The 19,739-nt window shown below is 62.0% G+C and carries 23 protein-coding genes; 5 read left to right on the top strand and 18 right to left on the bottom strand.

Features of this window, described 5'->3' with window-relative positions:
• Positions 1-61: 61 nt before the first annotated feature.
• From secY to F3J24_RS06250, 12 genes are all read right to left on the bottom strand, one after another.
• Positions 62-1,375, bottom strand: a complete 1,314-nt coding sequence (gene secY / locus F3J24_RS06305) for a preprotein translocase subunit SecY (RefSeq protein WP_003050520.1) — start codon at positions 1,373-1,375, stop codon at positions 62-64.
• Between the two features lie 24 nt (positions 1,376-1,399).
• Positions 1,400-1,831 (bottom strand): 50S ribosomal protein L15, encoded by a 432-nt coding sequence (gene rplO, locus F3J24_RS06300; protein WP_003050519.1) that lies wholly within the window; start codon positions 1,829-1,831, stop codon positions 1,400-1,402.
• Between the two features lie 11 nt (positions 1,832-1,842).
• Positions 1,843-2,025 carry a 50S ribosomal protein L30 gene (gene rpmD / locus F3J24_RS06295; protein ID WP_003050517.1) on the bottom strand — a complete coding sequence of 61 codons (183 nt, stop codon included), beginning with the start codon at positions 2,023-2,025 and terminating at the stop codon, positions 1,843-1,845.
• Between the two features lie 14 nt (positions 2,026-2,039).
• A complete protein-coding gene (gene rpsE, locus F3J24_RS06290) occupies positions 2,040-2,561 on the bottom strand; it encodes a 30S ribosomal protein S5 (protein ID WP_003050515.1) in 522 nt (173 codons plus the stop codon).
• 15 nt (positions 2,562-2,576) lie between these two features.
• Positions 2,577-2,942, bottom strand: a complete 366-nt coding sequence (rplR, locus tag F3J24_RS06285) for a 50S ribosomal protein L18 (protein ID WP_003050513.1) — start codon at positions 2,940-2,942, stop codon at positions 2,577-2,579.
• A gap of 11 nt (positions 2,943-2,953) precedes the next feature.
• Positions 2,954-3,487 (bottom strand): 50S ribosomal protein L6, encoded by a 534-nt coding sequence (gene rplF, locus F3J24_RS06280; RefSeq protein ID WP_003050512.1) that lies wholly within the window; start codon positions 3,485-3,487, stop codon positions 2,954-2,956.
• A gap of 24 nt (positions 3,488-3,511) precedes the next feature.
• Positions 3,512-3,907 (bottom strand): 30S ribosomal protein S8, encoded by a 396-nt coding sequence (gene rpsH, locus F3J24_RS06275; RefSeq protein ID WP_003050510.1) that lies wholly within the window; start codon positions 3,905-3,907, stop codon positions 3,512-3,514.
• Positions 3,908-3,927: 20 nt separating this feature from the next.
• Positions 3,928-4,233, bottom strand: coding sequence for a 30S ribosomal protein S14 (gene rpsN, locus F3J24_RS06270; protein WP_003050509.1), 306 nt, complete (start codon positions 4,231-4,233; stop codon positions 3,928-3,930).
• 8 nt (positions 4,234-4,241) lie between these two features.
• The gene (rplE, locus tag F3J24_RS06265; RefSeq protein ID WP_003050507.1) at positions 4,242-4,781 is read right to left on the bottom strand and encodes a 50S ribosomal protein L5; all 540 of its coding nucleotides are present in this window, start codon (positions 4,779-4,781) and stop codon (positions 4,242-4,244) included.
• Between the two features lie 10 nt (positions 4,782-4,791).
• The gene (rplX, locus tag F3J24_RS06260) at positions 4,792-5,109 is read right to left on the bottom strand and encodes a 50S ribosomal protein L24 (protein ID WP_003050504.1); all 318 of its coding nucleotides are present in this window, start codon (positions 5,107-5,109) and stop codon (positions 4,792-4,794) included.
• 12 nt (positions 5,110-5,121) lie between these two features.
• Positions 5,122-5,490, bottom strand: a complete 369-nt coding sequence (gene rplN / locus F3J24_RS06255) for a 50S ribosomal protein L14 (RefSeq protein ID WP_003050500.1) — start codon at positions 5,488-5,490, stop codon at positions 5,122-5,124.
• Positions 5,491-5,911: 421 nt separating this feature from the next.
• On the bottom strand, positions 5,912-7,507 hold the full coding sequence (locus tag F3J24_RS06250) for a glycerol-3-phosphate dehydrogenase/oxidase (protein WP_167003715.1): 1,596 nt from the start codon (positions 7,505-7,507) through the stop codon (positions 5,912-5,914).
• Between the two features lie 500 nt (positions 7,508-8,007).
• Between F3J24_RS06250 and F3J24_RS06245 the strand changes: the two genes are divergently transcribed.
• From F3J24_RS06245 to glpK, 3 genes are read left to right on the top strand one after another with little or no spacing between them, the layout of a single operon-like run.
• Complete coding sequence (locus F3J24_RS06245; RefSeq protein ID WP_034373828.1) at positions 8,008-8,772, top strand: DeoR/GlpR family DNA-binding transcription regulator; 765 nt, start codon at positions 8,008-8,010, stop codon at positions 8,770-8,772.
• Positions 8,769-9,248 carry a GNAT family N-acetyltransferase gene (locus F3J24_RS06240; protein WP_167003713.1) on the top strand — a complete coding sequence of 160 codons (480 nt, stop codon included), beginning with the start codon at positions 8,769-8,771 and terminating at the stop codon, positions 9,246-9,248. The genes F3J24_RS06245 and F3J24_RS06240 overlap by 4 nt, the downstream gene beginning before the upstream one ends.
• A gap of 14 nt (positions 9,249-9,262) precedes the next feature.
• On the top strand, positions 9,263-10,759 hold the full coding sequence (gene glpK / locus F3J24_RS06235) for a glycerol kinase GlpK (RefSeq protein WP_167003712.1): 1,497 nt from the start codon (positions 9,263-9,265) through the stop codon (positions 10,757-10,759).
• Positions 10,760-10,866: 107 nt separating this feature from the next.
• On the opposite strand, the gene aqpZ is transcribed toward glpK, so the two are convergent.
• A complete protein-coding gene (gene aqpZ, locus F3J24_RS06230) occupies positions 10,867-11,565 on the bottom strand; it encodes an aquaporin Z (protein ID WP_167003710.1) in 699 nt (232 codons plus the stop codon).
• A 107-nt stretch (positions 11,566-11,672) separates the two neighbouring features.
• On the opposite strand from aqpZ, the gene F3J24_RS06225 reads away from it, so the two are divergent.
• Positions 11,673-12,851 carry an esterase-like activity of phytase family protein gene (locus tag F3J24_RS06225; protein WP_167003708.1) on the top strand — a complete coding sequence of 393 codons (1,179 nt, stop codon included), beginning with the start codon at positions 11,673-11,675 and terminating at the stop codon, positions 12,849-12,851.
• Between the two features lie 70 nt (positions 12,852-12,921).
• The gene (proC, locus tag F3J24_RS06220; protein ID WP_167003706.1) at positions 12,922-13,761 is read left to right on the top strand and encodes a pyrroline-5-carboxylate reductase; all 840 of its coding nucleotides are present in this window, start codon (positions 12,922-12,924) and stop codon (positions 13,759-13,761) included.
• Positions 13,762-13,845: 84 nt separating this feature from the next.
• Here proC and ubiA read toward each other — a convergent pair whose 3' ends face one another.
• From ubiA to recG, 5 genes are all read right to left on the bottom strand, one after another.
• A complete protein-coding gene (gene ubiA, locus F3J24_RS06215; protein ID WP_167003704.1) occupies positions 13,846-14,727 on the bottom strand; it encodes a 4-hydroxybenzoate octaprenyltransferase in 882 nt (293 codons plus the stop codon).
• A 50-nt stretch (positions 14,728-14,777) separates the two neighbouring features.
• The gene (locus F3J24_RS06210) at positions 14,778-15,671 is read right to left on the bottom strand and encodes a phosphatase PAP2 family protein (RefSeq protein WP_240154274.1); all 894 of its coding nucleotides are present in this window, start codon (positions 15,669-15,671) and stop codon (positions 14,778-14,780) included.
• A 112-nt stretch (positions 15,672-15,783) separates the two neighbouring features.
• Complete coding sequence (locus tag F3J24_RS06205) at positions 15,784-16,320, bottom strand: Dps family protein (RefSeq protein WP_167003700.1); 537 nt, start codon at positions 16,318-16,320, stop codon at positions 15,784-15,786.
• 62 nt (positions 16,321-16,382) lie between these two features.
• On the bottom strand, positions 16,383-17,351 hold the full coding sequence (locus F3J24_RS06200) for a LysR substrate-binding domain-containing protein (RefSeq protein ID WP_003050465.1): 969 nt from the start codon (positions 17,349-17,351) through the stop codon (positions 16,383-16,385).
• Positions 17,352-17,493: 142 nt separating this feature from the next.
• Positions 17,494-19,593 carry an ATP-dependent DNA helicase RecG gene (recG, locus tag F3J24_RS06195; RefSeq protein WP_240154295.1) on the bottom strand — a complete coding sequence of 700 codons (2,100 nt, stop codon included), beginning with the start codon at positions 19,591-19,593 and terminating at the stop codon, positions 17,494-17,496.
• Positions 19,594-19,739 lie beyond the last annotated feature (146 nt).

The raw sequence follows: 19,739 nt of genomic DNA, 5'->3' as shown, positions 1-19,739 counted from the left end.
GCGATAGATCGATGGGCGTCTACTAACTTTTGGCAGGCTGCCCCCTTGGGCAGCCTTGTCATCAAATACCAGCCTTAAAGTTCGCTTTTTTCAGGAGCGACTCGTATTGCTGCGACATCACGTAGTTCTGCACTTGCGCCATGAAGTCCATTGTCACGACCACAATGATCAGCAACGATGTACCACCGAAGTAGAACGGAACGTTGTACTTCAGGATCAGGAATTCGGGCAACAAGCACACGAAGGTAATGTAGATCGCGCCAGCCAGGGTCAGGCGAACCAGAATCTTGTCAATGTAGCGGGCTGTCTGTTCGCCAGGACGAATCCCGGGGATGAAAGCGCCACTCTTCTTCAGATTGTCGGCAGTTTCCCGGCTGTTGAAAACCAGGGCCGTATAGAAGAAGCAGAAGAAAATGATCGCGGCAGCATAAAGGATGACATAGATTGGCTGACCAGGGGTCAACGTGCTCGCAATATCCTTCAGCCAGCGCATGGATTCTCCTGCACTGAACCAATTCACCACCGTAGCGGGCAGCAAGATGATCGATGAAGCGAAGATGGGAGGAATCACACCTGCCATGTTCAGCTTCAGTGGCAAGTGCGAAGACTGACCACCGTACACCTTGTTGCCGACTTGTCGGCGTGCGTAATTCACCAAGATCTTGCGTTGACCTCGTTCGACATACACGACGAAATACGTCACGGCTGCCACAACGAGAACAATGAAGATTGCCGCCAGAATGCTCATGGCACCGGTGCGCACCAGTTCCAGCAGACCACCGATAGAACTCGGCAGGCCTGCGGCGATACCGCCAAAAATCAGTATCGAGATACCGTTGCCCAGACCACGTTCCGTGATCTGTTCACCAAGCCACATCAGGAACAAGGTACCGGCCGTGAGACTGACGACCGCAGTCATGCGGAAGCCAAAACCAGGGTTCAGAACCAAGCCTGCGGAGCTTTCCAGGGCAACAGCAATTCCCAAGGACTGAAACAGCGCCAGGCCCAGAGTGCCGTAGCGGGTGTACTGGGTAATCTTGCGACGACCCGCTTCACCTTCCTTTTTCATCTGCTCGAATGTCGGGACCACGTAGGTCATGAGCTGCATGATGATCGATGCCGAGATGTACGGCATGATCCCCAGTGCGAACACTGTGAAGCGCGAGAGCGCTCCACCCGAGAACATGTTGAACAGATTGAGAATGCCGCCCTGCTGGCCAGAGAACAGCTGCTGCAGCTGCGCTGGGTCGATGCCCGGAACGGGGATATGCGCCCCGATACGGTATACGACCAGCGCAAGCAACAGAAAAACCAGACGACGACGCAGGTCGCCGAATTTTCCAGTCTTTGCAATTTGAGCTGCGCTAGTAGCCACGGATGTCTTCTTTCAGAACTTTAATCAGGCGATGCTGCCACCGGCAGCTTCGATGGCAGCCTTGGCACCGGCAGTAGCGCCGATACCGTTGAGCTTGACAGCCTTAGTCAGTTCACCGCTCTTGATGATCTTTACGACCTTAGCGATAGAACCAACCAGACCGGCTTGCTTCAGAGCAGCCAGATCGACTTCGGCCAGGCCGAGCTTATCCAGCTCGGACAGGGTCACTTCTGCATTGAACTTCAGCAGATGCGACTTGAAGCCACGCTTGGGCAGGCGACGCTGCAGAGGCATTTGACCGCCTTCGAAGCCCACCTTGTGGTAGCCACCCGAACGCGACTTCTGACCCTTGTGACCGCGACCGGCGGTCTTACCCAGACCAGAACCGATACCGCGACCCACGCGACGCTTGGCGTGCTTGGCGCCGTCTGCAGGCTTGATGCTATTGAGTTCCATCATCAATCCTTTCAGAGAACCTTCACCAAGTAGGCGATCTTGTTAATCATGCCGCGCACTTCAGGAGTGTCCTGCAGTTCGCTGACGCTGTTCAGCTTGCGCAGACCCAGGCCACGCACAGTCGCACGGTGCGACTCTTTGGTGCCGATGGGGCTACGAACCAGCTGAATCTTGACAGTTTGTTGTGTTGTCATGTGCTGGACTCCGATCAGGCGGTGAAGATGTCTTCGACCGACTTGCCGCGCTTTGCTGCCACGTTCGCAGGGGTCGTGGAGTTCTTCAAAGCGTCGAAAGTTGCGCGAACCATGTTGTAGGGGTTCGACGAACCGTGGCTCTTGGCCACGATGTCGGTGATACCCACCACTTCAAAAACAGCGCGCATGGGGCCGCCAGCGATGATGCCGGTACCCTTGGGAGCTGGGTGCAGTTCGACCTTGGCAGCGCCGTGATGGCCCTTCACCGAGTGGTGAATGGTGCCGCTCTTCAGTGCAACCTTCATCAGGTTGCGACGGCATTCTTCCATCGCTTTTTGCACGGCAGCAGGCACTTCCTTGGACTTGCCCTTACCCATGCCAACGCGACCGTCACCGTCGCCAACCACGGTCAGTGCAGCGAAGCCGAGAATACGACCACCCTTCACAACCTTGGTGACGCGGTTGACCGCGATCATTTTTTCGCGCAGACCGTCGTCACGACCTTCGTCTTGCACTTTGGGGGAAAATTTAGCCATTTGTATCCGCTCCGCTTAGAACTGCAGGCCCGCTTCGCGAGCGGCTTCTGCCAAAGCCTTCACGCGGCCGTGGTATGCAAAACCGGCGCGGTCGAAAGCCACTTTCTCAACGCCAGCAGCCTTAGCCTTCTCAGCAATGCGCTTGCCGATCAGCGTGGCGGCGGCCACGTTGCCACCCTTGCCAGCGGCGCCGAGTTGCGAACGCACTTCGACTTCTGCAGTGGAGGCCGAAGCCAGCACGGTAGTGCCGTCTTCCGAAACCACGGAGGCGTAGATATGGAGGTTGGTGCGGTTCACGCTCAGACGTGCAACGCCTTGCTGGGCAATGCGGATGCGAGTCTGACGGGCACGGCGCAGACGCTGCTCTTTCTTGTTCAACATCATGCAGCTCCTTACTTCTTCTTGGTCTCTTTGATCACGACCTTCTCATTCGCATAGCGAATGCCCTTGCCCTTGTAAGGCTCGGGAGGACGAACGGCACGGATCTCAGCAGCCAATTGACCGACCACTTGACGGTCAGCACCCTTGATCACGATTTCAGTCGGAGTGGGGGTAGCGACAGTGATGCCGGCAGGCATCTCGAAGTTGACGGGGTGCGAGAAGCCCACAGCCAGGTTCAGCTTGGAACCTTGTGCAGCGGCCTTGTAGCCCACGCCAATCAGCGTCAGCTTCTTCTCGAAGCCTTCAGTCACGCCCTTGACCATGTTGTTGACCAGCTGGCGGAAAGTACCGGCCAGAGCGTCAGCTTCACGGGAATCGTTGGCGGGAGCAAAGGACAGCTTGCCGTCGTTGTTGCCGATGGCCACCAGGCGGTTCAGAGCCAGCGACAGATCGCCGCCCTTGCCCTTGACCTTGATGGATTCAGCGTTGATGGACACATCCACACCAGCGGGGATGGTCACAATAGCTTTTGCTACGCGAGACATTTCAGTATTTCTCCTTAATGTCCGTTAGGCCACATAGCACAGCACTTCACCGCCGATACCGGCAGCACGTGCTTTGCGATCGGTCATCACGCCCTTGGGAGTAGTGACGATGGCCACACCCAGGCCGTTTTGGACCTGAGGGATTGCGTGACGACCCTTGTAGACGCGCAGGCCGGGACGGCTCACACGTTCGATACGTTCGATCACAGGGCGACCGGCGTAGTACTTCAGGGTAATTTCGAGTTCGGACTTGCCACCTTCGGACTTCACTTCGAAGCCGTCGATATAGCCTTCTTCCTTCAGCACTTGTGCGATGGCAACCTTGACCTTGGAGGAAGGAGCCGACACAGTGGCCTTGGAGACCAGTTGTGCATTGCGGATGCGGGTCAGCAAGTCAGCGATGGGATCACTCATGCTCATGTTTAATCTCTCCTGCTTGCTTACCAGCTGGCCTTGGTGACACCGGGGATGTCGCCAGCAAAGGCCAATTCACGCACCTTGGCGCGACCCAGACCGAATTGGCGGAAGGTACCGCGAGGACGGCCAGTGATCTCGCAACGGTTACGCTGGCGAGTGGGGTTCGAGTTACGGGGCAGCTTCTGCAGACCCAGGCGAGCGGCGTCGCGCTCTTCGTCGGAACGCTTCACGTCGCCGGCGATTGCCTTCAGTTCTGCATACTTGGCAGCATACTTGGCTGCCAGCTTTTCGCGCTTCAGTTCGCGCTGAATCATTGCTACTTTAGCCATGCGCCACCTCAGTTCTTGAAGGGGAATTTGAAAGCGGCGAGCAGTGCCTTGCACTCTTCGTCGTTCTTCGCTGTTGTCGTGATGCTGATGTTCAGACCACGCAGAGCGTCCACCTTGTCGTACTCGATTTCGGGGAAGATGATTTGTTCTTTGACGCCAACGTTGTAGTTGCCGCGACCATCGAACGAGCGACCCGAGATACCACGGAAGTCACGCACGCGGGGCAGAGCCACGGTCACGAAACGGTCCAGGAATTCGTACATCTGAACGCCACGCAGGGTCACCATGCAGCCGATAGCTTGGCCTTCGCGGATCTTGAAACCAGCGATAGCCTTCTTGGCCTTGGTCACCACAGGCTTCTGACCAGCAATCTTGGTCAGGTCAGCCACGGCGTTGTCCATCACCTTCTTGTCGGCCACGGCTTCGCTCACACCCATGTTCAGAGTGATCTTGGTCAGACGGGGCACTTCCATAGCGGAGGTGTAGCCGAACTTTTCTTTCAGTTCAGCCGCGATCTTTTCGCGATAGAGTTTTTGCAGTCGTGCCATGTGTTGCTCCTTAGGCGGCGATTTCAGCGCCATTGGACTTGAACACGCGAACACGTGTGCCGTCGGCGTTCACCTTGATGCCCACGCGATCGGCCTTGCCGGTCGCTGCATTGAAGATAGCCACGTTGGATTGGTGGATAGGCATGGCCTTTTCCACGATACCGCCGGTGGTGCCCTTCATGGGGTTAGGCTTGGTGTGCTTCTTGACCAGGTTGATACCGTCCACGATCACGTGGGAGTCATCCTTGCGCAGAGAAACCACGCCACGCTTGCCCTTGTCACGGCCGGTCAGCACGATAACTTCGTCGCCCTTGCGAATCTTGTTCATGGTGCTATTCCTTTAGAGAACTTCAGGGGCCAGCGACACGATCTTCATGAACTTTTCGGTACGCAGTTCACGAGTCACGGGGCCAAAGATGCGGGTGCCGATAGGCTCCAGCTTGGCGTTCAGCAGCACGGCGGCATTGCCGTCGAACTTCACGAGCGAACCGTCTGCACGACGGATGCCCTTGGCGGTGCGCACAACCACAGCACTGTAGATCTCGCCTTTTTTGACGCGACCACGAGGAGCTGCTTCCTTGACGCTCACCTTGATGATGTCGCCAACACTTGCGTAGCGACGATGAGAACCGCCCAGCACCTTAATGCACTGAACAGACTTCGCGCCGGTGTTGTCGGCAACCTCTAACCGAGATTCTGTTTGGATCATTTCAATATTCCCAACTTGCTCCAGCAACGCTCGACAGCCCCAGAGTCTTCTCAAGGGCCGTTCAAGCAGCCGGTCAGTCTTGGGCCCGTCGTCCACCCCTCGGACCATTCCGAAGGGCTTCCCGCTGGGCAGAAAGTTCCACGCTTTTACACGTGAAGCATGAGATTGTCGCAGGAAATCCTTTGTGCGTCAAGCGTTTAGCCCGCAATACCCGCACTGATTTCACTGGCGCCAAGCCTGGCAGACAGGCCTTTCGCACTTGCAACCAAAACAATAGCGCGAAGCGCCTTTAGACCATTGATTTCAAACAATATTTCATCTGAAATCAAACAACAGAGAGCGCTTAAAGCTCACATTTTCGCAAGGGTTGCGGACCACAGCCTGTTGCCCGCACGCCACGCCCGCCGAGCAGACGCACAGATCAGCCCTGAGCGGGCAGATATTGGCGAGTCAGAGCCAGGAAGTCGTTGAGATGCACATCCTGCCCCAGCTCCTCGGTCAGGATGGCCGCCACGCGGGGCGCAATCTCGGCCGCCTTGCGGGCATCGAGAAAGAGCAGGCGACTGCGGCGCGCCAGCATGTCCTCGACGGTGCGTGCGTACTCGAAGCGGGCGGCAAAGCGCACCATGGCCTCGGAAAGTCCGTCCATCAGCCAGTTCTGCGCCCCCGGCAACGCCGCCACGGCGGCGGCATCCGTGCCGTAGGAGTGCAGTCCCTGGCTCTGATTCATGCTGTGCGTGACTGCGGCCTCGGCCGGCGCACCAACCAGGGGCAGATTCACGGTAACCCCGGCGGGACGGCTGGGCAGACGACCGATCTGGAAGCATTCGGCCAGCACATCCTCGGACATGGCCCGGTACGTGGTCCATTTGCCGCCGGTAACGGTTACCAGACCCGTCTTGCTGGCCATCACCGTGTGCTCGCGGCTGATCTTCTTGGTGTTCTCGCCATCATCGTCCTGCGGCTTGACCAGGGGGCGCAGGCCCACCCACATGCTGCGCACATCGGCCAGCGTGGGCTGGCGATTCAGATACTTGCCGGCCTCGCCGAGAATGAAATCCAGCTCTTCTGGGAAGGGCAAGGGTTCGCGCGCCAGATCGTGGCGCGGCGTGTCGGTGGTTCCCAGAATCACCTTGCCCAGCCATGGCACGGCAAACAGCACGCGACCATCGGCCGTCTTGGGGATCAGCAGCGCATGATCCGTGGGCAGAAACTCGCGGTCCACCACCACGTGCACGCCCTGGCTGGGCGCAACCATGGGCTTGACGGGCTTGCCCTGAGCCTCGGCATCCTGCTGACGGAACAGATCCACCCAGGGCCCCGTGGCGTTGACCACGCACTTGGCGCGCACGGTGAAGTTGCGACCCGATTCCGCATCGCGGCAGATCAGTCCGGCAATCTGGTTGTTTTCATAGATCAGCTTTTCTGCCGGGCAGTAGTTGATCAGCAAAGCGCCCTTGGCCGCGGCGGTACGCGCCAGCGCCAGCGCCAGGCGCGCATCATCAAACTGACCATCCCAGTACTTGACCCCGCCCTTGAGACCTTTTTGCTGCACGGTCGGCAGGTATTTCACGGTCTTGGCGCTGGAGAGGAATTCGGTCGCCCCCAGGCCGGCCTTGCCGGCCAGAGCGTCATACATCTTGAGGCCGATGCCGTAGAACGGCGTGTCCAGCAGCTTGTACGAGGGCATCACAAAGGCCAGAGGCTGGGCCAGATGCGGCGCGTTGTGCAGCAGGGTCGTGCGCTCATGCAGCGCTTCGCGCACCAGGGAGATATTGCCCTGCGCAAGGTAGCGCACGCCGCCGTGCACCAGCTTGGTGGCGCGCGAGGAAGTGCCCTTGGCGAAGTCCAGCGACTCCAGCAGCACAACCTTGAAGCCGCGTGCCGCCGCGTCCACCGCCACGCCCAGCCCCGTGGCACCGCCGCCCACGATGGCCAGATCGAAGCTTTCGGTCTGCGCCAGGCGCTCCAGCAGTTGTGCACGCGTTGTAGCCAAGGGTTGAGTGGACTGGTTCATGGAACGACTTCTGCGGTGATCGCCGTGCCGCTCTCCATCACGGATGGGAGGCACACAGCAAAGAACAAATTTCAGATCGAATATTTTCGCTCTTTTTCGCTTTCCGTGGGTGACAGCCCGAAAATATCGATTCGTTTTAGCGCGATTCAAGACAAAGTCACTGGTCAGCCACCACTAGGGCCGGACCGCGACACCGGCAATCGGCGCGCTTGCACACTCTCCATGCATGAACTGCATGCTTCTTGCTGCGCCCATTGTTACTGTTGCAACAACTCGCCACGATGACATATCACCGCAGCTTGCTGTCAGACTTCAGACTCGGCGTGGATTCATTTTTGTTTTTTACCGGGCAATTCCATAGAAAATCACCCTATTAGAGGTTCGTTTGGATTCGCTCACAATCCCTGCACTGCCCGCTGCGGCCGGCGCTCTCGCCTGTAGAGCTATTCGCCTGCAGCGCGTCCATGCGCCAATAGCACCTATATAACCAGTCACCAGTCATGAACAGCAATCCCCGCCAGTTGCAGCTTGTCGAAGAAGTCCGCGCCCGCCAATCCACCTCGGTAGAGCAACTGGCCGAAATCCTCGGCGTCACGCTGCAGACCGTGCGCCGCGACATCCAGAAGCTGGCCGATGCCGGCTTGCTGGTGCGCTTTCATGGCGGCGTGCGCGTGCCCAGCGCCACCGTGGAAAATCTGGCCCATACCCAGCGCCAGGTATTGCATGCCGAAGGCAAGATGCGCATCGCACGCGCCATCGCCGAGGCCATTCCCAACGGCTGCTCGCTGATTCTCAACATCGGCACTACCACCGAAGCAGTAGCCCAGGCCCTGCTGCAGCACAAGGGGCTGCGCGTCATCACCAACAATCTCAATGTCGCAGCCATCCTCAGCAGCAATGCCGACTGCGAAGTCATCGTCGCGGGCGGCGTGGTCCGCACCCGCGACCGCGGCATCGTGGGCGAGGCTGCCGTGGACTTCATGCGCCAGTTCAAGGTGGACATTGCCGTGATCGGCATCTCGGCCATCGAGTCGGACGGCAGTCTGCGCGACTTCGACCTGCGCGAGGTCAAGGTGGCCCAGACCATCATCGGCCAGTCGCGCGAAGTCTGGCTGGCGGCCGACCACAGCAAGTTCAGCCGCCAGGCCATGGTGGAGCTGGCCCGCCTGAACCAGATCGACCGCCTGTTCACCGACGTGCCGCCCTCCGCCCCCTTCGATGCCCTGTTGCGCGATGCCGAGGTGCAATGCACCATCGCCCAATGAACGCAGCCCCCTATCTGATCCGCCCTGCGCTGCCCGAAGATGCAGCAGGCATTGCCGGGCTGCTGCACGACATAGGCTGGTTCAAGGCCTATGAAACCCATTCCGCCGCCCAGAACACCGAGGCCGTGCAAGCGCTGCTGGACGAGCTGCAGACCGGGCCGGAGCGCTCTCTGATGCTGGTGGCACAAGACGGCCAGCACCGCATTCACGGCTACTGCGCCGTGCACTGGCTGCCGGTCGCCGTGCAGCAGGGCTGGGAGGCCTATGTGAGCGAGTTGTTTGTCGCAGAAGCAGCACGCGGTGCCGGCCTGGGCCAGCAGCTGCTGGATGCGGCCACACAGGCTGCGCGCGAGCGCCACTGCCTGCGTATCTGGCTGGTCAACAACCGCGAGCGCCCTTCCTATGTGCGCGGCTTCTATTCCCGCCAGGGCTGGAGCGAGCAGGCCGAAATGGCGCGCTTTGTGCTCCCCCTCTGAACCACGGACAACCCATGACAACCTATCTGCTCGCCCTGGACCAGGGCACCTCTAGTTCCCGCTCCATCGTCTTCGACACGCAAGGCCGCATCGTGGCATCGGCCCAGCTGGAGCTGCCGCAGATCTACCCGCAGCCGGGCTGGGTGGAGCATGACCCGCGCGAGATCTGGCGCACCCAGCTGACCACCGCCAAGGAGGCGCTGGCCAAGGCGAGCCTCAAGGCCACCGATATCCGCTCGGTGGGCATTACCAACCAGCGCGAGACCACCATCGTCTGGAACCGCAAGACCGGCGCTCCCATTCACCACGGCATCGTCTGGCAAGACCGCCGCGCCGAAACCACCTGCGTGCAGCTGCGCGAAGCCGGTCACAGCGACACCATTCTGCGCAAAACCGGCCTGCGCATCGATGCCTATTTTTCAGGCACCAAGCTCAGATGGCTGCTGGACCATGTGCCCGGCGCACGCGCCGCGGCGCAAGCCGGCGAGCTGGCCTTCGGCACGGTGGATTGCTGGCTGATATGGCAGCTGACGGGCGGCAAGCGCCATGTCACCGATGTGAGCAACGCCAGCCGCACCATGCTATTCAATGTGCACAGCAACCAGTGGGATGCCGATCTGCTGGCCCTGCTCGACATTCCTGCGGGCCTGATGCCCGAAGTCCTGCCCTCAGCGGCCGATTTCGGCCAGACGGCGGGCGAGGTGCTGGGCGGCTCCATCAATATCGGCGGGGTGGCCGGCGACCAGCAAAGCGCGCTGTTCGGCCAGGCCTGCTTCGACGCGGGCATGGCCAAGAACACCTACGGCACGGGTTGCTTCATGCTCATGCATACGGGCAGCAGCTTCCAGACCTCGAGTAACGGTCTGCTGACCACATCGGCCGCCCAGGCAAGCAGCCAGCCCCAGTTTGCGCTGGAAGGCAGCGTCTTTGTCGGCGGAGCCGTGGTGCAGTGGCTGCGCGACGGCCTGCAGGCCATCGAGCACAGCGGCCAGGTGCAGCAACTGGCCGAAAGCGTGCCCGACAGCGGCGGCGTGATGCTGGTGCCGGCCTTTACCGGCCTGGGCGCCCCCTACTGGAAACCCGATGCGCGCGGCACCATCACCGGTCTGACACGCGGCACGACGATGGCCCATATCGCGCGTGCGGCCCTGGAATCCATTGCCTACCAGAGTGCTGCCCTGCTCGGCGCCATGAGCCGCGACGCCGTGGCCACGGGCGGCACGCCGGTCAGCGAGCTGCGTGTGGACGGCGGCGCCTGCGTGAACAATCTGCTGATGCAGTTCCAGGCCGACCTGCTTGGCATTCCCGTGGTACGTCCGGCCTGCGTGGAAACCACGGCCCTGGGCGCGGCCTATCTGGCCGGCCTGTCCAGCGGCGTCTATCAGAGCACCGAGGAGCTGTCGGCCTTGTGGAAGGCCGAGCGCCGCTTCCTGCCCACGCTGGGCAAGGACCGCGCCGACGAGCTGATGCAGCGCTGGGAACAGGCCGTGCGCCAGACCACAGCGCAGTAAGGCCGCTGCACTGGGCGCTGGCCTGGCAAGCGTCCGCCCCTCAAAGAACCATCAGAAAAGGGATGCCAGGGCATCCCTTTTCCCTTGGGCCACGATAGCCGCAGCGCTCAGTCTTCGTCACCCAGCAGCGCCTTGTGGATCACGGCACCGATGATGGCGCCCACGATGGGAGCCAGCCAGAACAGCCACAGTTGCTCCAGCGCGATGGCAGGACCGAACAGCGCCGGGCCGGTACTGCGGGCGGGGTTGACCGAGGTATTGGTCACGGGAATGGAGATCAGGTGGATCAGCGTCAGGCACAGGCCGATGCTCATGCCCGCAAAGCCCACGGCAGCCTTCTTGGTGGTGGAGCCCAGGATCACCAGCAGAAACACGGCGGTGAGCACGACTTCGGTCACCAGCGCCGCAGCCATATTGAACTTGCCCGGCGAATGCTCGCCATAGCCATTGGTGGCCAGATCGGTCACATGGGCACCAGCCTTGCCGCTGGCAATGAAGTAGAGCATGGCTGCCGCCACGATGGCGCCCAGGATCTGGGCAATGATGTAGCCGGGCAGCTCGGCAAAGCGAAAGCGCCCGGCCACCGCCAGACCGACGGAAACCGCCGGGTTGAAGTGGCCGCCGGAGACCGGACCGAAGGCATAGGCCCCCGTCAGCACCGTCAGACCGAAGGCAAAGGACACGCCCAGCAGGCCGATGCCCACTTCAGGAAAGGCAGCTGCCAGCACCGCGCTGCCGCAACCGCCAAAGGTCAACCAGAAAGTACCCAGAAACTCCGCCGACCATTTTTTGACATTGGATGCCATGATTGCTCCCTATTTCCGATGAGCGTTGCCCGTGCCGCACCGTGCGGCACGAAACAATGCCGCTGAGCATCTTAGAAAGCGATCAGCCAAAAGTACCAGGCACAAATGTGAACAATCCACGACAGCTACGGCTTTGGAGCCTCTCGTTGATCTGCGCCAGCCTCGCTGCCTGCACGACGGCGTCGCTTACACCCCATCGCATCTGCAGCACGCCCCAGGCCCGCCCCTGGTCTCTGCTGGGCGAGATCCGCTGGCCGCATGACAAGCTGTTTGCCGGTACGGTGGTGGGCGGCCTGTCCTCGATCGACTACGACCCTGGCAGCAATCTGTATTACCTGGTCAGCGACGACCGCTCCGCCCTGGGGTCTGCGCGCTTTTACACGGCCCGCATCGACTACGATGCCAGCGGCCTGCATCAGGTCAGGCTGCACAATGCGCAGCCGCTGCTCAGCCCCGCCCAGGCCCCCTACCCCAGCCACCGCCAGCCCCTGCCCGGCATCGCGACGCCCGACGCGGAAGCCCTGCGCATGCTGCCTGGAGGACAGTCCCTGCTTTGGAGCAGCGAGGGCGACTTCGCACGCGGATTCGGCCCGCAGCTGCTGCAATCGGGCACGGACGGGCGCTGGCAGCGCGAATGGCCGCTGCCGCCCGAGCTGCTCCAACCGGCCAGCAAGACTCAAGGGCCGCGCAGCAACTTCACGCTCGAAGGCATGGCGCTGAGCGAAGATGGCTCAACGCTCTGGCTGGCCATGGAGGCGGCGCTCAAACAAGACGGCTCCCTGCCCTCCACGGAGCAGCCCGGCGGCCCGGTACGCATCACCGCCTATGACATGGGCACGCAGCAGCCCGTGCGCCAGATGGCCTATCTGCCCGACGCCCTGCCCGCCGGCCTGTGGCTGCAGCACCGTGCCATCAACGGCATCAGCGATGTGCTGGCCGATGGCCCCGAGCACCTGCTGGTGCTCGAGCGCTCATTTGCACCGCCGCTGCGCTTCGGCGCCCGCATCTACCGCATCAGCACCCGCGCCGACGCCAGCAGCGACACGCTGGGCCAGGACCGGCTGCAGCCGGGCAGCTACCGGCCCGCCGACAAGAAGTTGCTGCTGGATCTGGCGGATGCAGGCCTGCAATCCGTGGACAACCTGGAGGGCATGAGTTGGGGGCCGCCGCTGCCCGATGGCCGACGCGTGCTGCTGCTGGTCAGCGACAACAACTTCAACCCCGCCGAAGTCACCCAGTTCGTCGCCCTGAGCGAGGAGCCCGGCCACTGCGGCGCAGGTTTATAGTGCCGGTTTGCGCCTGAAATCCGAATACAGGCTTGCCCACTTGCTCCATCGCAAAGCGAATCGAACCATCATGAGCCAGACCGACCACTCGATCACCGTCTTCCCTCCCATCGCCTTTATCGGCGGCGGCAATATGGCCAGCGCCATCATCGGTGGCCTGATCCGCCAGGGCGTTCCGGCCAGCAGCATCACCGTGGTCGAGCCTTTTGAAGCCACGCGTGCTGCGCTGAAGACCAGCTTCGGCGTCGACGCCCTGCCCGCCGCCACAGAGGCCCTGCAAAGCGCCCAGCTGGTGGTCTGGGCCGTCAAGCCCCAGAGCTTCAAGGAGGCGGCCGCTCCCGTTGCCACCCACACCCGCAACGCCCTGCACCTGAGCGTAGCTGCCGGCATCACCACCGACAGTATCGCGGCCTGGACCGGCACCCGCCGCATCGTGCGCGCCATGCCCAATACCCCGGCCCTGGTCGGCAAGGGCATGACGGGCCTGTTCGCCCGTCCCGAGGTCGATGCCCAGGGCAAGGCCCTGATCGAGACCGTGATCGGCAGCACCGGCGAACTCACCTGGGTAGACCAGGAAGCGCATCTGGATGCCGTGACGGCCATCTCCGGCTCCGGCCCGGCCTATGTATTCCTGTTCCTCGAAGCCATGACCCAGGCGGGCGTCGACATGGGCCTCAGCGCCGAGCAAAGCTACAAGCTGGCCGTGGCCACGTTTGCGGGCGGCTCGGAACTGGCGGCACGCTCCAGCGAGAGTGCCGAAGTGCTGCGCCAGCGCGTGACCAGCAAGGGCGGCACCACTTATGCTGCCATCACCCATATGCAGGAGCAGAAGCTGCCTGAGCATTTCATCGAAGCCATGCGCAAGGCCCAGATTCGCGCACAGGAGCTGGCCGCCGAGTTCGGCAAATAAAGAAAACCGGCCGAGGCCGGTTTTTTTGAGTCAATCAGGCCTCAATCGCTTATCAATCAAGCGATTCGAGCTATCGAAACAGGACTATTTCAACGCAAACCCAAGCGCCACGCCCGCAAAGATGGCAGCGCCAATCCAGTGGCTCTTGCTGAAGGCGACAAAGCAGCCTTCGCGCGTACGGTTCTTGATCAGGCTGAAATGCCAGACGATCTGGGCTGCTGCCACACCCATGCCCAGCCAGAAGGGCCAGCCCAGCTGATAGGGAGCCAGCACCCAGGCGATCAGACCCCAGCACAGGGCAAAGAACAGCATGATGGCCGTGACATCGAAGCGGCCCAGGGTGATGGCCGAGGTCTTCATGCCGATCTTGAGATCGTCATCGCGGTCCACCATGGCGTATTCGGTGTCATAGGCCAGCACCAGAAACATATTGGCCAGCCACAGCGTCCAGGCCGTGGCACTGACCTCGCCCGTTACCGCAGCAAACGCAATCACGATGCCGAAATTGAAGGCAATGCCCAGAAAGGCCTGTGGCATGGCAAAAAAGCGCTTGGTGAACGGATAGAGAATCGTGAACAACACGGCGGGTACCGACCAGGCCACGGCCTCCCAGCGCGTGGACAGCACCAGGCCGAAGGCCACCAGCGTGAGCACCAGGCCAACCATGGCGGCTTCCCTGACCGAGATCTGGCCGCTGGTGATGGGGCGCTGGGTGGTGCGTTTCACATGCCTGTCGAAGTCGCGATCGGCAATATCGTTGATGGTGCAGCCCGCGCTGCGCATCAGCACCGTGCCCAGCACAAAGACCACCAGCAGATGCCAGCCCGGAAAGCCCTGACCGGCCACCCACAGCGCCACCAGCGTGGGCCAGACCAGTACCAGCCAGCCTGCGGGACGGTTGAAGCGGATCAGATCCAGATACAGCGACAGCTTGGAGCGCGGCGAAGCAGGAATGGAGGCGGACATGAAAGGGGTTCCGGAAGGCAGGAAATCACGACCGGGCCCCCAGGCCGCGGTCAGCGCAGCGGCAATTGTGCCTCGGCCTGCACCGCCCTGAGGGCGCCACCCCCATGCTCGACACGGTCTGTCAGCCAGAGTACCAGAGCCGTCCAGCCCAATCCCAGACACAGCCCCGCCAGCACATCGCTGGCATGGTGCACGGACAGCAACACGCGGCTCAAGCCCGTGCTCAGGGCCAGCAGCACTGCCGCCGCAAAGACCCAGGCCCGCCAGCGCGGTGGCAGTCGACGAGCGACCAGCCAGGCCAGCATGCCGAAAATCGCGGCCGTGCCTGCGCTGTGACCGCTGGGAAAGCTGAAGCCGGCCTCATGCACCAGACCGTCCAGTGGACGCTCGCGCTGCAGGGTCACCTTGAGGAAGCGCACCCACAGTCCCGTGCCGGCCACAGCCACCACCCAGCTCAGCAGTTGCAGGCCCTGGCGTCGCCACAGCAGCCACAGGCCCAAAACCAGGCTCAGCAGTCCCATGACGCGCAAATCCCCGAGCATGGTCCAGCCCCGCACCAGGGGCTGCAGACTGGGCGGCAGGCCAGCACTCACCGCGTTCTGCAGCTTCAGGTCCAGGGCCATCAACCCCTGCGGCGGCTGAAGGGGCTGGGACTGCTGCACGGCGACGACCAGCAGGGCCAAAGCAGTGGCAGCCAACCCCGCCACCGCCAGCAGCCAGTTGCCACCAGGCCTGAGATCCGTACTGTGGTCCTGCCACAGCCACGCGGCCCGGCCCTGCGCACGCCAGCGCAGCATGCAGGCCGCAGCCAGCAACAGCAACAGCAACAGCAGCAGCAGCAGCAGCAGCAGCAGCAGCAGCAGCAGCAGCAACATCCAGATGGTGTGTCCGTCCACCCACTGCACCAGCAAGACCACGGATTCCACCACAGCAAGCACGCCCATTCCTTTCAACATCAAAAAGCGAAAAAGCCCTGACGGGCCTCCAGAGGCTAACCCGCCAGGGCTTAAGCGAAACTGAAACTATGGCCGGACCGGGCAGTTGCCGCGGCGCGGCTCACTCTTCGAGCAGGGAGCGCAACATCCAGGCCGTCTGCTCGTGCACGGCCAGACGCTGGGTCAGCAGATCGGCCGTAGGCTCATCGCCAGCCTTGTCGGCACGGGGAAACAGCTGGCGAGCCGTGCGCGCCACGGCCTCGTGGCCCTGCACCAGGATGCGCACCATCTCCAGGGCCTTGGGCGGCTGGGCCGGTGCGTCTGGCAGGCTGGTGAGCTTGCCGAACTGGGCATAGGAGCCAGGCGCATGGTGGCCCAGTGCACGAATGCGCTCGGCCACGGGATCGACGGCATTCCACAGCTCGGTGTACTGCGCCATGAACATGGTGTGCAGCGTGTTGAACATGGGCCCCGTGACGTTCCAGTGGAAGTTGTGCGTGGCCAGGTACAGCGTATAGGTGTCGGCCAGCAGCGCCGACAGCCCCTTGGCGATGGCGGCGCGGTCCTCGTCGCTGATGCCGATATGGATGCCGGCTGGCACCGGCGGCGCGGCGTCCGACTTTGGTTTCTGCGATTTGTCCTTGCCTTGCTTGGTCATGCACTCACCTTTCGGGTTTAACGAATCCGGATCCCGCCCTCTTGGAGCTTCTGAAGCCTCGCTTACTGCGACAGACGCTGCACTCCCGGCAGCGGGCAGGCGTAGACGGCGTTGCGCAATGCGGCAATCGCCTCGTAGCGCGTGAAGCTGCGCCGCCAGGCCAGTACCACACGGCGGGTGGGCGGCGCAATGCCGTCTTCCTCATGAATCGGAAGATAGCGAATATGAGGTTCATCGGCGCGGCGACGGCGCTCGATGGGAGCCAGCGCATCCTCGGGCACAGACAGGCGTGGCACCAGGGTCACGCCCATGCCGGCAGCCACCATGTATTTGATGGTCTCCAGCGAGGAGCCTTCGAAGGTGCGGCGAATGCCTTCGGAGTTGCTGGCATAGCGTGCGAATTCAGGGCAGACCTCGAGCACATGGTCGCGGAAGCAGTGACCCGCGCCCAGCAGCAGCATGGTCTCGTTCTTGAGATCCGTGGTCGACAGGCTCTTCTTCTGCGCCAGCGGGTGGGTGCTGGGCACTGCGGCCATGAAGGGCTCGTCGTACAGCGGCGCCAGTGCCAGGCCGGTATCCGGGAAGGGCTCGGCCATGATGGCGCAGTCAATCTCGCCCGTGCGCAGCATCTCCAGCAGCTTGACGGTGAAGTTCTCCTGCAGCATCAGCGGCATCTGCGGCGTCATATTGATGGAGTTGCGCACCAGATCGGGGAGCAGATAGGGGCCGATGGTGTAGATCACGCCCAGGGTCAGAACGCCGGACAGCGGGTCCTTGCCGCGCTTGGCGATTTCCTTGATCTCGTTGGCCTGCTCCAGCACGCTTTGCGCCTGGCGCACGATCTCCTCGCCCAGCGAGGTGACCGAGACTTCGCCGGCACTGCGCTCGAAAATCTTGACATCCAGCTCTTCCTCCAGCTTCTTGATCGCCACGGACAGCGTAGGCTGGGACACATAGCAGGCTTCGGCTGCGCGGCCAAAGTGCTTCTCCCGCGCAACGGCCACGATGTACTTCAATTCGGTAAGAGTCATAGAGAGTGGATCTTTCGGATCATCAATAACAGCATTGATTCATCCTGTTTTTGCATTCAATCACATATTACCAAGGCAAAAGATTACATATATTCCTGCAGAAACGTAACTATTTACGTCTACAAACGCAATTTTCGGTACTTCAGGCCTTCAGATACTCGGCCTTGCCACCCAGCCAGCGGCTGACATGGCGTGCCGCCAGCGCAGGAAATTGCTCAAGCATAAGCGGTGCCAGCTCGCGCGCCCAGTCCAGCAGCAGCACATCCTGCTCCAGATCGGCAAAGCGCAACATGGGGGAGCCGGACTGCCGGGCGCCGAGAAACTCGCCCGGGCCGCGAATTTCCAGATCCCGCCTCGCGATCTCGAAACCGTCATTCGTCTCGGCCATGGCCCGCAGGCGCTCCTTGCCGGTATCGGACAGGCGCCCGTTGTCATTGACCGAATACAGCAGCACGCAGGCCGAAGCCGCGGCGCCTCGCCCCACACGGCCACGCAGCTGGTGCAGCTGCGACAGGCCGAAGCGCTCCGAGTGCTCGATGACCATCAGCGAGGCATTGGGCACGTCCACGCCGACTTCAATCACGGTGGTGGACACCAACACACCCATGACGCCGGCCGAAAACAGCTCCATTACGGCCTTTTTCTCTGCCGTGGGCATGCGCGAGTGCAGCAGGCCCACCATGACACCGGGCAGCATTTCGCTCAAATATTCATGGGTGGCCGTGGCATTCGACAGATCCAGCGCCTCGCTTTCCTCGATCAGCGGGCAGACCCAGTAGACCTGGCGCCCGCTGGCGACCTGGGCGCCGATGCGCTCGATCACCTCATCCTTTCGGCTGTCCGAGATCAGCTTGGTGACGATGGGCGTGCGCCCTGGCGGCAGCTCGTCGATGGTGGATACATCGAGGTCGGCGTAATAGCTCATGGCCAGGGTTCGAGGGATCGGCGTGGCGCTCATCATCAGCAAATGCGGCTCCATGCCCGTGGCTGCCAGCTTTTGCCGCAGCGCCAGACGCTGGGCCACGCCAAAACGATGCTGCTCGTCGATCACGGCCAGGGCCAGGTTCTTGAACTGGACCTGCTCCTGAATCACGGCATGGGTGCCCACGACCAGCGCCGCCTCGCCGCTCTCCACCAGCGCCAGCATCGCGGCGCGCTCCTTCTTTTTCTGAGCCCCCGCCAGCCAGGCGACCTTTTTGCCCAGCGGCGCCAGAATCGGCTCCAGCCAGCCGACCAACTTGCCGAAGTGCTGCTCGGCCAGAATCTCGGTCGGCGCCATCAATGCGCATTGCCAGCCAGCCTCGATGCAGGCCACTGCAGACAAGGCCGCCACCACCGTCTTGCCAGAGCCCACATCGCCCTGCAGCAAACGGTGCATGGGGATGCGGCGCTCCATATCGGCCCGAATCTCGCCCACCACGCGCTGCTGCGCGCCCGTCAGGCCAAACGGCAGCTGCGCCAGAAACTGCTGGGTCAGATCCGCCATCCCGGCCTGCGGCCTGAGCACGGGCGCGCGCAAGCGGGCGCGCTCGCGCTTGGCCTCGTACTGGGACAGTTGCTGGGCCAGCAGCTCTTCGGCCTTGAGCCTTTGCCAGGCCGGATGGGAATGGTCCTCCAGCGTGACCAGCGCCACATCGGGTGTTGGGTGATGCAGAAAAGTGAGCGCATTGCGCAAGTCATATGCAGGCTGAAGCCCATTCTGACCATAGAACTGCGCAATGGGAGGCGACTCCTCCGGAGGCAGGGTCTCGGACAGATCGGCACGCAGCAGCGCCGAAGCAATGGCCCGGCGCAGATAGGCCTGGGGCAGGCTTGCGCTGGCGGGATAGACCGGTGTCAGCGCCGTGGGCAGCTCTCCGCCCGCCACCCGGAACGCAGGGTGCATCATCTGCCGCCCCCAGAAACCGCCCTTGACCTCGCCGCGAATGCGCAGGCGCGCGCCCGGCACCATGGTCTTTTGCTGCGACGGGTAGAAGCTGAAGAAGGTCAGCAGACAGGTGCCGCTGCCATCATCCACGGCGACCTTGAGCATGCGTCGCGGGCGCAACTGCACCTCGCTGTGCGTGACCGTGGCCTCAATCTGCACCGTCTCGCCATCGCGCGCGTTCTTCAACGGCACGATGCGGGTTTCGTCCTCATAGCGCAGCGGCAGGTGCAAAGCCAGGTCGATATCGCGTGTCAGCCCCATCTTCAACAGCGCCTGCTGCGCAGGGCTGAGGGTCTTTTTGGGAGCGGCATCCAGATCCGTGCCCGCCTTTTTTTCACGAGTGCCAGCACGGCTGCCAGCGCGCTTGGCAGCAGACTTGGGCTCGGCAGCAGGCTTTTTTGACACAGACAAATAGGACTCCTTGGCTACACTCCCCGCAACAGGGAAAGCAATGTATGTAT

Origin of the sequence: Comamonas sp. Tr-654 (genome assembly GCF_011752915.1) — a bacterium.
Lineage (GTDB): Bacteria > Pseudomonadota > Gammaproteobacteria > Burkholderiales > Burkholderiaceae_C > Comamonas.
Note: the sequence above shows the minus strand (reverse complement) of the source record. Positions and strands in the feature narration are given on the sequence as shown.

What these genes read in the sequence shown, in the direction of transcription:
- rplO (WP_003050519.1), bottom strand. Translation starts at nt 1,831, where the DNA reads ATGGAACTCAATAGCATCAAGCCTGCAGACGGCGCCAAGCACGCCAAG.
- rpmD (WP_003050517.1), bottom strand. Translation starts at nt 2,025, where the DNA reads ATGACAACACAACAAACTGTCAAGATTCAGCTGGTTCGTAGCCCCATC.
- rpsE (WP_003050515.1), bottom strand. Translation starts at nt 2,561, where the DNA reads ATGGCTAAATTTTCCCCCAAAGTGCAAGACGAAGGTCGTGACGACGGT.
- rplR (WP_003050513.1), bottom strand. Translation starts at nt 2,942, where the DNA reads ATGTTGAACAAGAAAGAGCAGCGTCTGCGCCGTGCCCGTCAGACTCGC.
- rplF (WP_003050512.1), bottom strand. Translation starts at nt 3,487, where the DNA reads ATGTCTCGCGTAGCAAAAGCTATTGTGACCATCCCCGCTGGTGTGGAT.
- rpsH (WP_003050510.1), bottom strand. Translation starts at nt 3,907, where the DNA reads ATGAGCATGAGTGATCCCATCGCTGACTTGCTGACCCGCATCCGCAAT.
- rpsN (WP_003050509.1), bottom strand. Translation starts at nt 4,233, where the DNA reads ATGGCTAAAGTAGCAATGATTCAGCGCGAACTGAAGCGCGAAAAGCTG.
- rplE (WP_003050507.1), bottom strand. Translation starts at nt 4,781, where the DNA reads ATGGCACGACTGCAAAAACTCTATCGCGAAAAGATCGCGGCTGAACTG.
- rplX (WP_003050504.1), bottom strand. Translation starts at nt 5,109, where the DNA reads ATGAACAAGATTCGCAAGGGCGACGAAGTTATCGTGCTGACCGGCCGT.
- rplN (WP_003050500.1), bottom strand. Translation starts at nt 5,490, where the DNA reads ATGATCCAAACAGAATCTCGGTTAGAGGTTGCCGACAACACCGGCGCG.
- F3J24_RS06250 (WP_167003715.1), bottom strand. Translation starts at nt 7,507, where the DNA reads ATGAACCAGTCCACTCAACCCTTGGCTACAACGCGTGCACAACTGCTG.
- F3J24_RS06245 (WP_034373828.1), top strand. Translation starts at nt 8,008, where the DNA reads ATGAACAGCAATCCCCGCCAGTTGCAGCTTGTCGAAGAAGTCCGCGCC.
- F3J24_RS06240 (WP_167003713.1), top strand. Translation starts at nt 8,769, where the DNA reads ATGAACGCAGCCCCCTATCTGATCCGCCCTGCGCTGCCCGAAGATGCA.
- glpK (WP_167003712.1), top strand. Translation starts at nt 9,263, where the DNA reads ATGACAACCTATCTGCTCGCCCTGGACCAGGGCACCTCTAGTTCCCGC.
- aqpZ (WP_167003710.1), bottom strand. Translation starts at nt 11,565, where the DNA reads ATGGCATCCAATGTCAAAAAATGGTCGGCGGAGTTTCTGGGTACTTTC.
- proC (WP_167003706.1), top strand. Translation starts at nt 12,922, where the DNA reads ATGAGCCAGACCGACCACTCGATCACCGTCTTCCCTCCCATCGCCTTT.
- ubiA (WP_167003704.1), bottom strand. Translation starts at nt 14,727, where the DNA reads ATGTCCGCCTCCATTCCTGCTTCGCCGCGCTCCAAGCTGTCGCTGTAT.
- F3J24_RS06210 (WP_240154274.1), bottom strand. Translation starts at nt 15,671, where the DNA reads ATGGGCGTGCTTGCTGTGGTGGAATCCGTGGTCTTGCTGGTGCAGTGG.
- F3J24_RS06205 (WP_167003700.1), bottom strand. Translation starts at nt 16,320, where the DNA reads ATGACCAAGCAAGGCAAGGACAAATCGCAGAAACCAAAGTCGGACGCC.
- F3J24_RS06200 (WP_003050465.1), bottom strand. Translation starts at nt 17,351, where the DNA reads ATGACTCTTACCGAATTGAAGTACATCGTGGCCGTTGCGCGGGAGAAG.